Below are 13025 nucleotides of genomic sequence, written 5' to 3' on the forward strand. Positions count from 1 at the left end.
CTACTTGAAGGTGGCTCCGACCAGGCCGCGGGTTGCGGCGACGAGCTTCATCGGGTCCGTGGATCCTGCCGGCGGCACATAGACCGCCATGGATTCCGCGAAGCTCAGCACCATGCCGGTGGTGGTTTCCTTGCCGCCGGCCAGGGCTGCCGCATCGTCGCCGATGCTCAGCTTGTCACCGGCCGCCTTGGGGGTGCCCTCGAAGCCAAAGTTGATCCGGCCCAGGACCAGGGCCCCGCCGTCCGAGGTGCGGAACACCACGGTGCTTTCGGGGACCACCTTGTGAGTGAAGGAGAAGTTGCCGTTTTCGCCTGCCTTCGCCACCTCAGCCTGGTAGGACAGGGTATCGGCGATATACGGCGAGGACTGGCCCTCGACCAGCTTGTCCTTGAACGGCGAGTCCGCCGACGTGAGCCTGTCGGCCAGGCCGGACATTGCTTCCTCGCCGCTGTAGAGCAGCCCGCTCTTGTCCGCTGCGGAAAGCGTCTCGGTACCGCCGCGGCTGATGTTCGGGAAGGTGGTGCCCGGCTGCAGCGGCGTGGTTTCCATGAGCTTGTAGTTCTCGCGCGGCGACTGCTGGACCAGGGTCAGGATCTGCGGAACGACGTTGCCTTCGCCCTGGGTCACGGCCAGCACCGAGCGGGGCCACTCACGATCGCTGGTAACGACGGTGGTCAGCAGCTTGGTGGAACGTACGGGCATGCGCGGCTCGTAAGTGCCCACCTGGGAGCGGATCTTGTAGTTCTGGGTACGGACTTCCAGTTCCGGTCCACCCACGCGGTCCGCCAACTTGGCCGCATCCTTGGCGGCGTCGCCGGCGTCGGTGGCGCTGGAGACCTGCTCCAGGATCCGGCGGAACTGGGCGTCCAGCAGGACCGGCGATCCCGCGGCTTGCTTCGCCGTGGATGAGGCGCTGCCGGACGGCAGCGGGCTTGGACTGGCGGCCTGGGCAGCAGTGGCGGATCCGGCCAGCAGGGCGGCAACCACGCCGGCCGCCACCATGGTGGCCTTGGAAGAGGAGGACGACGACGGGGCCTGGCCCTGCGTTTCGGCGTTCCGTGCACGGGCGCGGCGGGCGTAGCCGCTGTCACCGCCCTCGCCGTCCTTCCGGCGGGCTGAAAGCAGTCCCAGGACAATTCCGCCCACGATCAGCAGGCTGCCCAGGACCATCAGCGGGACCGCCCAGGGGGTGGACGTGTCGTTGGGGAAGGTCATGGAGACAGAAGCCGGGGCGGCCTTGGTGCCGTCGGAAGCGAGGAGCAGGCTCCAGTCACCGTCGGCGGGCGGGGTCCAGGTGTATTCAAGCTCGCCGCTGGCATTCTCATTGGAAACCCAGAGGTCGGAACCGGCCGGGTTGGGGGCGGTCCCTTCGCCGTCGGCGTGCTCAACCACGAGTGACTTTTCGTCTTCGGTGACGCCGGTGATGGTGTTGTGGGCCGTCTGGCCCACCCAGGCGCTCACGTCATCGGGCCGTCCCGTGGCCAGCATGAAGTTGCCGTCGCCCTGGACGGTGATCTTGACGGTTCCGTCATGCAGGGTGCGCAGCTTCTGGTCGATGACCGTCAACGGCGCGCCGGCGGCATCCGCCGGCACGGACGCTGTGAACGTCTCGGATGGAGCCCAGATGGTTCTCTGGCCGATGCCGGCCAAAAGTGTCAGGAGGCCGAGCAGCACAAGTGCGGCTGCAGTCTTTAAACGCAAGGGAAACACCTATCATCAGCGGGGGTTTGCCTTCAATAGTAACCTTTTTGTTACCAGGAGCCCCTTTTTGCCCGTTCCGGCCCCTCTTCCGAAGACCTCCGGGCGGTGGCTTCGGCTCCCGGTGACAAGCCTGCTGATAGTGTTTGCGATGATCATCACATTGGCCCGCGCACACGGAGCCACGCACGGAACAGGCCCCCAAAACCAGTGACTGACAAGACGGACCCATCCTCGGCGGCAACTGGAAATCCCGGGGATTCCAGGGGCCCTGTCCCTGCGACGGTGCCTCCCCTGGGAATGGCAGCGGCAGCCCACCGCAGGGGCACGGCAGCGGCTGCACTCGGCCAGGTGGTCCGCAGGCTCCGCCAGCCCTTGCCCGGAGCACAGCCCAGGCTTCGGTTCGAAATGCCCCCGGAATACACCGGGCAGGTTCCCCAGACGGACCACGGCGGTGACGAGGAACCCCAGTTCGGCCACCCCGGGCCGCGCATGTCCCCCCAGCATCCCCTGTACATGGGCTTCATGGGGACAGTGGGCGTGGGACTGGCGCTGCTGGTCTACTGGATCGGTTCCCACACCACGCAGCTGCTGCTGTGGATCGTGGCGGCGCTGTTCATCGCCCTGGGACTTGAACCCGTGGTGGGCTGGCTCGAAAACAGGAAGATCCCCCGGCCCGCCGGCATCCTTGTCTCCGTGGCTGTCCTCATGGGCGCCGTCGTCGGGTTTTTCGCCACTCTTATCCCCACCATTGTTGAACAGGTGTCGGAGATCGTGCGGCAGGCGCCGGACTGGGTGCGCAGCTTCATGGACTCGGACTTCTTCCGCAGCCTCGATGACCAGTTCGGCGTGCGGGACCGCATCACCGAGGAACTGGACAAGTTCGTCAATGACCCGGCGGCCATGGGCGGCATTTTCGGCGGCGTGGTGGGATTCGGATCCACCGTGGCCAACGGGCTCTTCGGCACCCTCATTGTCCTGGTGCTGAGCCTGTACTTCCTGGCAGCGCTGCCGGCGATGAAGAAGTGGGGCTACAGGCTGGCCCCCGCTCCCGCCGCAAACGGGTGGCCGCCCTCTCCGAGGAGATCACCCGGTCAGTGGGAAACTACGTCATCGGCCAGGCATGCGTGGCCCTCCTCAACGCCACTTTCGCCTTCGTGGTGATGTCCATCGTGGGCATCCCCTTTGCCCTGCTGCTGGCGTTCGTGGTGGTCCTGCTCGCTTTCATCCCGCTGGTGGGCGGCATGATCGCAGGCATTGTGGTGATCCTTGTATCCCTCACCCAGGGCTGGCAGGCGGCCGCCATCTACGCCATCTGCTATTTCGCGTACCTGCAGTTCGAGGCCTACTTCATCTCGCCGCGCATCATGCAGAAGGCAGTTGCCGTGCCCGGTGCCGTGGCGGTGATCTCCGTGATTGCCGGCGGAAGCCTGCTGGGCGTGCTCGGTGCGCTGATCGCCATCCCCACTGCCGCAGCGGTCCTGCTGCTGCTCCGGGAAATCTATATCGTCCGGCAGGACCAGCACTGACCCGCTGGCCCCCGCACGTCGTTCCCTGCGGGGCCGCTTAGGCGCCGGCCGTCGCCGCCGGCCCTTCCCATTCCTGCGGCAGCGGTGCTGCGGCGGCATCTGGACTGACAAGCGCCACGATGTCGTTCAGTACCCGTGCGGCGTACTTCTCCCCCACCCACAGATGCTTGGCCCCGGCCACGCCCACTACGCGGGCCTGCGGCACCAGGCTGAACCTTGCGGTTGCCTCGGCAGGCTGGAGGAAGTCGTCGTGCTCCGGCACCAGGACGGTGAGGGGCTTGCCGGATTCGGCCCACAGCTGCAGGTGCTTGTCCGTGGCGCGGTGCAGCGGAGGCGACAGCAGCACCGCCCCCTCGATCTGTGGGGCCACCGGCTCCACGGCGCCGTACATCAGCGCAAGTTCGGTCCCGAACGACCAGCCCACCAGCCAGCGGTTGGGCAGGCCCCGCTCAACGGCGAAGCGCACGGCTGCCTCGACGTCGTGCCGCTCCCCTATCCCTTCCTCGAACGCGCCGCTGCTGGCACCCCGGGGGAGGCCGTACCCCGGGTATTGAAGCGCAGCACCGCGATGCCCGCCAGCGCCGGCAGCCGGTAGGAGGCCTTGCGGTACACATGGGAATCCATGAAGCCACCGTGCGTCGGCAGCGGGTGGAGCGTGATCAGCGTTGCCTTGACGGGGCCGGATTCCGGCAGTGCCAGCTCGCCCACCAGCGTGTGGCCGTCCTCCGTCTGCAGCTCGATGTTCTCTCGACGGGCGGGCAGGACGGTGGAGGCACGGATGGGGACAGGGCCCCCGGCCTGGGTGAAGTGGTACGACGCCGGATCAAAAGTCATGACTGCCAGCTTAGCGACAGCGGGCGGCGTCAGCGGTACCGGTAGCTGCGCGTCATCCAGCAGTTGGTGTGCCAGTGCCGCCGCTCGGCCAGCCCGGCGGCGGCACCAAAGAGGTGGTCGTCCTTCCAGACCACCAGGTGTGCGACGCCGGGCAGCACGGCGGTGGAGCATTCCGGGCAGATGTAGGTCTTCTCAGCATTCCTGGCGGTCATGGTCCGTACCATCCACTCGCCGTCCGGGGCGCTCTCGCGGCGGGCGATACCGGCCCGTGCCCGTTCCAGGTCCAGTTCGGGAATGTCCCCGCTCCTCTTTCCTCCTGCGCCCCTGCCGGAAGCGGAACCCTTGCCGGAAACAGGACGGCGGGGACGGTTGGAACGCGGCATGTATCCATTCTGCCCCAGGCCGCCCACTCCCCTGTCCCGCTCCTTGCCGCCGCTTCCGATGCACCCGGCGCCCCGCCGTCGGACATGGCCTGCGGAGCCCACGCGATAGTCTGTACGGCGTGCGACTTGTCATAGCCCATTGCTCCGTTGATTACGTTGGCCGGCTCAAAGCCCATCTCCCCCTCGCCACCCGGCTCCTGCTGGTCAAGGCGGACGGCTCCGTGCTGGTCCATTCCGACGGCGGTTCCTACAAGCCGCTGAACTGGATGAGCCCGCCTGCCACGCTGCGGGTTTCTTCCCCCGACGAAGTGGACCTCGAACTTGGCGTGGTGGAGCAGTGGACGGTGCAGTCGGCCAAGACCGATGACCGGCTCATCATCAATATCCACGAGAAGATCAGCGAGTCCTCCCACGACCTGGGCGTGGATCCCGGACTGATCAAGGACGGGGTGGAGGCTGACCTGCAGCGGCTGCTCGCCGAGCAGATCGAGACGCTTGGACGGGGCTACTCCCTCATCAGGCGCGAGTACTTCACCGCCATTGGGCCCGTGGACATCCTGGCGCGCGACGCGGACGGCGCCACCGTGGCGATTGAGCTCAAGCGCCGGGGCGACATTGACGGCGTGGAGCAACTGACCCGGTACCTGGAGCTGCTCAACCGCGACCCTTTGCTGGCACCGGTCCGGGGAATCTTTGCTGCCCAGCAGATCAAGCCGCAGGCCAAGGTGCTGGCAAACGACCGCGGGATCGACTGCATAACGCTGGACTACGACGCCATGCGCGGAGTGGACGACAGCGAATCCCGCCTCTTCTAGTTTTTGCCTTTGTTGCTTTAGGCACTTAATTGTCCGGCATTCGGTGCAGGCTTCAGCGACATCTGTTTTTTACCTAAATTTTGTCCTTTTTGTCCTCCGGCCCGTTGACCTGCGGGAACGGGCATGAAATTCTTATCTCAGTCTTTGTGTAGGTGTTTTTCATGCTCGCAAGACATGTTGCGAGCGCGAAGCTCCTGCAGCGCCGGATCTCCCATCGGGGAAAGGCAATCAGGATTCTTCTCGCGGAGTGACCAAGGTCGGCACGAGGTGTGCCGGTCTTAAAAGTTCCACAATGAGGAGAAATAAATGGCACAGGGAACCGTCAAGTGGTTCAACGCTGAAAAGGGCTTCGGCTTCATCACCCCGGATGACTCCGATGGCGATGTCTTCGTTCACTACTCGGAAATCCAGACCGGCGGCTTCAAAACCCTCGACGAGAACCAGCGCGTTCAGTTCGAAATCGGCCAGGGTGCCAAGGGTCCCCAGGCTACCGGCGTAACGTTGGTCTAGTACCGCCCGGCCGCTTCCCGCGGCTGTCAGCGAATCAAATGGTCCCCGGCAGGATTGCCGGGGACCATTTTTTATGCCGGCGTTGCTGCCGCCTCAGGTCACCAGCTTGCGCACCAGCCGGGCGCCCTGCGCCAGGGAAAGACCGGGGAGGTAGGCGCGGGTCAGCGCCCTGCCGATGGCGGGCAGGTGCAACGGATCCTGGTAGTACAGGTAAAGCGCCCGGTACTCCGGCTTGAACCGGGACTTGAAGGCCGCCAGGGAGCGGAAGCCGTAGACCGGCTCAAGCGCGTGGCCCACCAGGTCCAGGATCCTGACCAGGTTCTGCGCGCCCTCATCGGGGGCGCCCTCCTGTTGCCCTGCGTCCTCGCCCCCGCCGGGCCCCCGGCGCCCGTTCCCCCGGCGCCTGTTCCCTCCGCGCCTGTTCCTGTTCCCCGCTCCGGCTGGGCATCGGGACGGCTGGCCAGCGGCGAACCCGACAGGGAGATCACGTCCACGGAATCCCGCAACTCCAGTACGGCGGAGGCAATCAGGAATTCCATCACCCCCGGAAATCCTTCACTGCCGCGGCGCATGACATCCAGGGTCCTGCTTACCAGCCGCCCGCCGTCGTACACGGGCAGCCAGCTGGTCACGCCGTGGACCACGCCGTGGCCGTCCACGGCCAGGCAGCACAGGACCTCCTCGTCGTCGAGCTCGTCCACTCCCCCAGCGTGAAGCCCATTTCCGGAACGGACTTGCCGGCCGCCCATTCCTCGGACACTTCGTTCAGCCTTAGCCGGAGCGTTGCGGGCAGCGAATGGTAGGAGCCCCAGACGGCATGGACGCCCAGCTTCGCGGCGCGGTTCAGGGCGGTCCTGACGTTCTGCCATTCCTTGCCTTTGAACTCAAGCTCGTTCAGCGCCAGCCGGGTCTCCTGGGCCACGGCCACGCGGGAGAAGCCGCGTTCCCTCAGTACCGGCCACATGGTGTCGTCGCAGGAATACAGCGCCGGTATCAGGGCCTGGCTGCGGCAGTAGTCCAGGAAGCCTTCGGTGACCCGCTGCTCGGCCTTGCGGTCACCGAATGCACCGCCCAGGGTCAGGGCCACGGTCCCATGCTGCTGGAAGGCCATGCCGCCTGCGCCGTCCGGGCTGAACCAGTACGTGTTGGGCTCCCACAGTGCCATCCAGGACAAGGGTCCGCCGCCCTGGTGGAGCAGTTCCCGGGCGCGGCTGCGGTCCTGCCGTCCGAAGTGGAGGCCGTGGTGCCGGCCCACCAGCACCCACAACACCGCCGCCAGGGCCACGAGCCAGAACACCGGTCCCGAGTAGGCGAACAGCAGTGCTTCGGCGCTGTCGCGTTCCGGGAAGACCCGGCGGAAATTCTGCGGAATGGGCACCGGGACGTACTGCCGGGCCAACTCGGCGAAAAGGCCCAGCAAGCCGCCGTCACGGGACAGTCCGCCGGACCAGAACCAGGCCACGGTATATGAGCTGGCCAGCACCAGCCAGGTTCCGCAGACCACCGCGGCGAGCGTCCGCCGGGCGCCCGGACGCGTCTGCACGCGGAACTGCCGCCGGTTCAGCCACAGGACCACTGCCAGCAGCAGCGGAACCACCACGAGCGGCAGCACATGTGCGAAGGCCGAGGACAGCGGCGTTGCATGCGTGCCCTGCAGGCGTGAGGGAACAAGGGCGAACAGTGCCAGGTAGACCGCGGCGAGGGCGGTGACAGCCAACTGGATGGCCAGCGCGATGTTCAGGGCCAGCCGGCGGCCCCGGCGCATGCCGTCCGCGCAGATCAGCAGCAGGAGGACCGGCACCACGGCCAGCGCCAGGCCGAACGGGCCGGCAAACCCTGCCCTGCCCGTTTCCAGGCAAGTGGCGTCAACGGTGGCGCCGCAGTTGAAGATCAGTTGGTTCAGCGTGGGCATCGGGCTCAGGACGACGTCCCGGAGCAAAGCCAGCGGGCCGGTTGGCGCACGCGTGATTCCGGTCAGGATGGGACCCACCGCGAACACGGCAACGGTCAGGGCCAGGAGGTTCCTGGTTTCCCGGCCCGTTGACCGGTGACGGTGAAGCCGCCCCTGGTCCCCCTGGATCCACCAGCCTGCAAGGAGGCCAAGGAGGGCGCCGATGAGGCCAATGACGGTTTCGGCGTGCCCCACGTACAGGACCAGCAGCAGGGAAATGGACAGCACCACGGTGCGGAGCCGGCGCTGCCACAGCAGCGTGATCCGGGCACTGGCCGCAAGCCCGGCAATAAGCACCGGGGCATACGGACCGATGAGCCTGTCATCCACCATCCGGTCCAGCCAGCCGTCGCCCACATACACGGCCAGCTGGGTTACCAGGAGGAACACCGTGACGGCCGCGAATTGCCCGCCAAAGAACAGTCCGACGGCGGCCCGCCGGCCAAGCTTGCGCTCCGCCAGGCCCAGCAGCAGCACGATCATCAGCGACGCGGCGAGGTAGGCGAGCGGGTTGGTGGCGAAGAAGGCGCTGGTGAACAGCGTCCACCACTGCCCGCTGCGCAGGCCGGGGCCGCTGACCGAGGCTAGGCCCAGGAGCTGCTCCGGCGGCCCGTCAAGGAAGCTTCCGGTCAGGGCAGCGGCCGCAAGGAAGGCAACCAGCACGCCCAGGGTGAAGGGCATGGATTTCAGCGTGAGCAGCGCCTGCTGGACTGCCGGACGTCCGACGGCGGCCCACATCAGGGCGGCCGTGCGTTCCGGTTTCCTGGTACTCACCACTGCAGCCCCCACTGGCTGCCAAGGAACTGCAGCGCATCCGCGAACCGCTTGGAGGACGTATCCCAGGAGTGGCCCGTGTGCTCCACCTCGTGTGCCTGCACAGTGAAGCCGGCGGCCTCTGCCGCAGCCGCCAGCGTGTGGAGGTTGCCCACGAACTCGGGATCGTTCTGGCCTGCAGTGAGGTACATGCCGCTGGACTCAAACCGTTGGTGTTTCATGATCTCCAGTGGAGTCTGCTTGGTGAATTCATCTGGGTTTCCGGGAAATGCTGCGTCTATGGTCTTCTGCCGCTCCTTGGCAATGGCAGGTTCGGCCTCGCTGGAGAAGGCGAGCACGTCGGCGTAGACGTCGGGATGCCGGGTTCCCATCTGCACGGCGCACGTGCCGCCGAAGGAGAAGCCACCCACAGCCCAGTGGCTGTGGTTGGTATCCACCGCCAGGGTGGAACTGATCCACTGAGGTACATCCTGTGAGAGATAGGTGTCCGCGTTGGCAATGCGGCTGTCCATGCACATGGTGTTGGCGGACTGCGACCCGTTGGGATCCGGAATGACCACCACCGGGGACACTCCGCCGTGTGCCGCGGCAAAGGAATCCATGTGACCGCGGATTGCGCCGCCGGTGAGCCAGTCCGCCGGCCCGCCCGGCTGTCCGGCCACCAGAACCAGTACCGGCAATGCGGGCCGGTTCGCCGCAAAGTAGGCCGGCGGAAGGTAGATGTAGGCCTCACGCGTGTTCATCCCGGACTGCGTTCCAGGGATCGCGGACTTCCGCAGGACGCCCCCGTCCGGCAGCTCCCCTTCCGGCTTCCACCCCTGGAGGGGTACGCCGTCGGACGCGCCCGGACGGCGCATAAGGTCCTGTTCAAGGGCCGGTATCCGGGCCAGGGCCGTACCCAGCAGATCGCTCACGGTCCTGTTGAGGCCAAAGTACGCGTTGACTTGGATCGCCGAGAGCAGCACCACCAGCAGTGCGGCGAGGATCCCTCCCCCGCGTCCGCCCCAGCTGCTCCGGGGCAGCCGGAGCAGGCCCAGGAGAAGAGCCGCAACACCGGGCACAATCCACAGCAGGACGGGGTCCGGCAGGTCCTCGGGGAAGGTGGAGAAGATGTTGATGAGCGCCCAGTGCACCGTACCCACCAGCGCAAAGGCGGCTGCCGCGGCGGTGAGGATGCGGACCGCCCACGCCCGGGCGCGGTGCCCCGGCGTCATGGAGGCGCGCCAAGGTGGCACCAGGAGATAGGCGGCGCCGCCCATTCCCAATACCAGGACGGTCCCATACAGTGGACCGTCCGTGAGCCGGATGTCTGAAAGCCAATCCACGTCGGCTAGCGCCAGGTCCCCACGCCTATCACCGGACCTGCCTCAAGCCAGGATGAAAGACCCGTATATGCGTCGAACTTCATGGCAAGGTGCAGGTCCTGCCCCTCATACCGGAGCTCAACGATCACCACGTCCGGTTGGACCTTGACGGCTTCCGCCTCCGTGGGTTTCCGGCGGCCCAGCAGCTCCAGCGAACTGCGCTTGAACGTGTATTTGGGACGCACGCTCAAGGAGATGAGCCTGAACCATTCAAGGTCGTTGTCCTGATAACGACAAACCCCCATCTGCCAGCTGTTTCCAGCAACGCAAATGGAGGCGTCCACCGTGCCGAGGGCACGCCGCAGGTTGAAGCGGCGCACCCCCGAAAGGCACAGTGCAATGATCAGCAATCCGAAGGCGATTGCCAGTGCGATGAACGGAATACCCGGTGCGTCCATCAAGGTCGTGCTAGCGGATCCCAGCGGTAGCCGAGCCGCCCAGCTGGGCGTTGTCAGCAACGATAACCACGCGGTTGTTGTCGACCGAGAAGAACCCGCCGTCGACGTCTACCGCAATACGGTCCCCGGACACCGGCTGGATGGCCAGTTCACCCTCGGCCAGGATCGCCAGCAGGGGCGAGTGGCCGGGCAGGATTCCGATTTCACCATCGCTGGTGCGGGCCTTGACCATCTTGGCCGCTCCGGACCACACGAAGTGGTCCGCTGCGACAATCTCAACCTCAAGCTCAGCCATATTACTTGGTCTGTTCCTGGATCTTGGCCCACTGGCGCTCGACGTCGTCGAGGCCGCCGACGTTGAAGAACGCCTGCTCCGCGACGTGGTCCAGCTCGCCGTCGCAGATGGCCGAGAAGCCTTCAACGGTGTCCTTGATGGAAACCGTGGAGCCCTCAACGCCGGTGAACTGCTTGGCGGTGTAGGTGTTCTGCGAGAGGAACTGCTGGATGCGGCGTGCACGGGAGACGACGATCTTGTCCTCTTCGGAGAGTTCATCGACACCGAGGATGGCGATGATGTCCTGGAGTTCCTTGTTCTTCTGCAGGATCTGCTTCACGCGGACTGCCGTGTTGTAGTGGTCCTTGCCGATGTACTGGGGATCCAGGATGCGGGACGTGGACGTCAGCGGGTCAACGGCCGGGTACAGACCACGGGAGGCGATTTCACGGGAAAGTTCCGTGGTCGCGTCGAGGTGTGCGAAGGTCGTGGCCGGAGCCGGGTCGGTGTAGTCATCTGCGGGGACGTAGATGGCCTGCATCGAGGTGATGGAGTGGCCCTTCGTGGAGGTGATGCGCTCCTGAAGGAGGCCCATCTCATCCGCCAGGTTGGGCTGGTAGCCCACGGCGGAAGGCATGCGGCCCAGCAGGGTCGATACCTCGGAGCCGGCCTGGGTGAAGCGGAAGATGTTGTCGATGAAGAGCAGCACGTCCTGGTTCTGCACATCGCGGAAGTACTCCGCCATGGTCAGCGCGGACAGGGCCACACGCAGACGCGTTCCCGGCGGCTCGTCCATCTGGCCGAATACAAGGGCAGTGTCCTTGAGGACCCCTGCCTCTTCCATTTCAACCCAGAGGTCGTTGCCCTCACGGGTACGCTCGCCAACACCGGCGAAGACCGAGGTACCACCGAAGTTGCGGGCAACACGGGTGATCATTTCCTGGATCAGCACGGTCTTGCCCACACCGGCGCCGCCGAAGAGGCCGATCTTTCCACCCTTGATGTACGGGGTGAGGAGGTCGATGACCTTGATGCCGGTTTCCAGCATCTCGGTGGAACCTTCGAGGGAGGCGAAGCTGGGGGCCTTGCGGTGGATTGGCCAGCGCTCGGTGATCTCCAGTTCCGACTCGGCAACGTCCAGGGGCTGGCCCAGCACGTTGAAGATGTGTCCCTTGACGCCGTCACCGACGGGAACGGAGATCGGGGCGCCGGTGTCCACCACGGACGTGCCGCGGACGAGTCCATCGGTGGCCTGGAGGGAGATGGCGCGGACGAGGTTGTCACCCAGGTGCAGCGCAACTTCGAAGGTGATGGTCTTGGTTTCACCGTTGAGAGTGATCTCGGTGGTGAGGGCGTTGTAAATCGACGGGATTGCGTCAGCCGGGAATTCGACGTCGACAACCGGGCCGATTACGCGCGCAATACGGCCGGTTGCACCGGACGTTGCGGCTACGTGTTCGGTAGCAGTGGCAGTCATCTCTCTCACTTCATTCAGTAGATGGCGTGGGGTTAAGTCTATCTGTGGTGGTGCTGGTTACGCGGGAACCGAGGTGGTGGAGGCTAGGACGCAAGAGCGTCGGCACCGGCAACAATCTCGGAGAGTTCCTGCGTGATCTCGGCCTGGCGGGCCGTGTTGCGCAGACGCGTGTACTTCTTGATCAGGTCTGTCGCGTTGTCGCCTGCGGACTTCATCGCCCGCTGGCGGGCGGCGAGCTCGGAAGCTGCTGCCTGCAGCATGGCTGCGAAGATACGGGATTCGATGTAGCGCGGCAGCAGCGCGTCAAGAACCCGCTCGGCTTCCGGCTCAAACTCGTACAGCGGCAAGAGGTCCGATTCAGATGCAGCCTGTTCTTCCACAACTTCAAGCGGGAGCAGCCGGATGACCGTCGGCTCCTGGGTGACCATGGACTTGAAGCGGGTGTAGACGACGTGGATTTCCTCTACGCCGCCCTCTTCGAACTCCGTTGCGAATTCCGACAGCAGAGCTTCGCCGATCTCACGTGCGGTCGCGAACTCGGGCGCGTCGGTCCCCCGGTCCAGACCCGCGCATACTCGCGGTTCCGGAAATCGAAGTAGGCCTGGGCCTTGCGTCCGACGACGTAGGTCTTGACTTCCTTGCCTTCTTCGTGAAGAAGCTCGACGAGGCCTTCCGCCTGCTTCAGCACGCTGGCAGAGTAAGAACCGGCCAGGCCGCGGTCCGAGGTGATTACCAGGACGGCGGCACGGCGGATCTGCTCCGGCTCGGTGGTCAGCGGGTGGTCGATCTCGCTCTGGCTGGCGACAGCAGAAACGGCGCGCGTAATCGCGTTCGCGTAAGGCAGTGAAGCTGCTACGCGCGCACGGGCCTTGCCGATGCGCGAGGTAGCGATCAGTTCCATCGCCTTGAAGATCTTGCGCATCGACGTGGTCGAGCTGATCTTCTGGCGGTAGACCCGGATCTGGGCTCCCATACTTATCCTTTCCTAGCGTTCCCTGCAGCGGGTGCGCCGGACCCG

8 protein-coding genes and 4 pseudogenes are annotated in these 13025 nt (G+C 65.5%); 3 read left to right on the plus strand and 9 right to left on the minus strand.

Annotated features, from left to right (window positions below; translation table 11 throughout):
• The gene (locus tag OUO20_RS09230) at positions 1-1674 is read right to left on the minus strand and encodes a hypothetical protein (RefSeq protein ID WP_268003412.1); all 1674 of its coding nucleotides are present in this window, start codon (positions 1672-1674) and stop codon (positions 1-3) included.
• 234 nt (positions 1675-1908) lie between these two features.
• Here OUO20_RS09230 and OUO20_RS09235 point away from each other — a divergent pair.
• Positions 1909-3227 (plus strand): annotated as a pseudogene (locus OUO20_RS09235) (AI-2E family transporter).
• 37 nt (positions 3228-3264) lie between these two features.
• Here OUO20_RS09235 and OUO20_RS09240 read toward each other — a convergent pair.
• Together OUO20_RS09240 and OUO20_RS09245 are read right to left on the minus strand one after the other, a co-directional pair.
• Positions 3265-4061 (minus strand): annotated as a pseudogene (locus OUO20_RS09240) (alpha/beta hydrolase).
• Between the two features lie 29 nt (positions 4062-4090).
• Entirely contained in the window at positions 4091-4444 is a 354-nt protein-coding gene (locus tag OUO20_RS09245; RefSeq protein WP_026265638.1) for a hypothetical protein, read from the minus strand.
• Positions 4445-4563: 119 nt separating this feature from the next.
• On the opposite strand from OUO20_RS09245, the gene nucS reads away from it, so the two are divergent.
• Positions 4564-5259, plus strand: a complete 696-nt coding sequence (nucS, locus tag OUO20_RS09250) for an endonuclease NucS (RefSeq protein WP_134163850.1) — start codon at positions 4564-4566, stop codon at positions 5257-5259.
• A 306-nt stretch (positions 5260-5565) separates the two neighbouring features.
• Positions 5566-5769 carry a cold-shock protein gene (locus OUO20_RS09255; protein ID WP_011692441.1) on the plus strand — a complete coding sequence of 68 codons (204 nt, stop codon included), beginning with the start codon at positions 5566-5568 and terminating at the stop codon, positions 5767-5769.
• 93 nt (positions 5770-5862) lie between these two features.
• On the opposite strand, the pseudogene OUO20_RS09260 reads toward OUO20_RS09255, so the two are convergent.
• From OUO20_RS09260 to OUO20_RS09285, 6 genes and pseudogenes are all read right to left on the minus strand, one after another.
• A pseudogene (locus OUO20_RS09260) lies at positions 5863-8509 on the minus strand (phosphatidylglycerol lysyltransferase domain-containing protein).
• Positions 8491-9819 carry an alpha/beta hydrolase gene (locus OUO20_RS09265; protein ID WP_134163849.1) on the minus strand — a complete coding sequence of 443 codons (1329 nt, stop codon included), beginning with the start codon at positions 9817-9819 and terminating at the stop codon, positions 8491-8493. The pseudogene OUO20_RS09260 and the gene OUO20_RS09265 overlap by 19 nt, the downstream one beginning before the upstream one ends.
• Positions 9820-9824: 5 nt before the next feature.
• A complete protein-coding gene (locus OUO20_RS09270) occupies positions 9825-10256 on the minus strand; it encodes a DUF2550 domain-containing protein (RefSeq protein WP_018768399.1) in 432 nt (143 codons plus the stop codon).
• A 10-nt stretch (positions 10257-10266) separates the two neighbouring features.
• Complete coding sequence (locus OUO20_RS09275) at positions 10267-10551, minus strand: F0F1 ATP synthase subunit epsilon (protein ID WP_018760117.1); 285 nt, start codon at positions 10549-10551, stop codon at positions 10267-10269.
• A gap of 1 nt (position 10552) precedes the next feature.
• Complete coding sequence (atpD, locus tag OUO20_RS09280) at positions 10553-12007, minus strand: F0F1 ATP synthase subunit beta (protein ID WP_056387986.1); 1455 nt, start codon at positions 12005-12007, stop codon at positions 10553-10555.
• A gap of 83 nt (positions 12008-12090) precedes the next feature.
• Positions 12091-12980, minus strand: a pseudogene (locus OUO20_RS09285) (F0F1 ATP synthase subunit gamma).
• Between the last annotated feature and the right edge of the window lie 45 nt (positions 12981-13025).

This window comes from Arthrobacter sp. FX8 (assembly GCF_026723805.1).
Taxonomy (GTDB): Bacteria; Actinomycetota; Actinomycetes; order Actinomycetales; family Micrococcaceae; genus Arthrobacter.

Bases quoted from the DNA above. Each gene is read 5' to 3' on its own strand.
- OUO20_RS09245 (WP_026265638.1), bottom strand. From the start codon at position 4,444: ATGCCGCGTTCCAACCGTCCCCGCCGTCCTGTTTCCGGCAAGGGTTCC.
- OUO20_RS09255 (WP_011692441.1), top strand. From the start codon at position 5,566: ATGGCACAGGGAACCGTCAAGTGGTTCAACGCTGAAAAGGGCTTCGGC.
- OUO20_RS09270 (WP_018768399.1), bottom strand. From the start codon at position 10,256: ATGGACGCACCGGGTATTCCGTTCATCGCACTGGCAATCGCCTTCGGA.
- OUO20_RS09275 (WP_018760117.1), bottom strand. From the start codon at position 10,551: ATGGCTGAGCTTGAGGTTGAGATTGTCGCAGCGGACCACTTCGTGTGG.
- atpD (WP_056387986.1), bottom strand. From the start codon at position 12,007: ATGACTGCCACTGCTACCGAACACGTAGCCGCAACGTCCGGTGCAACC.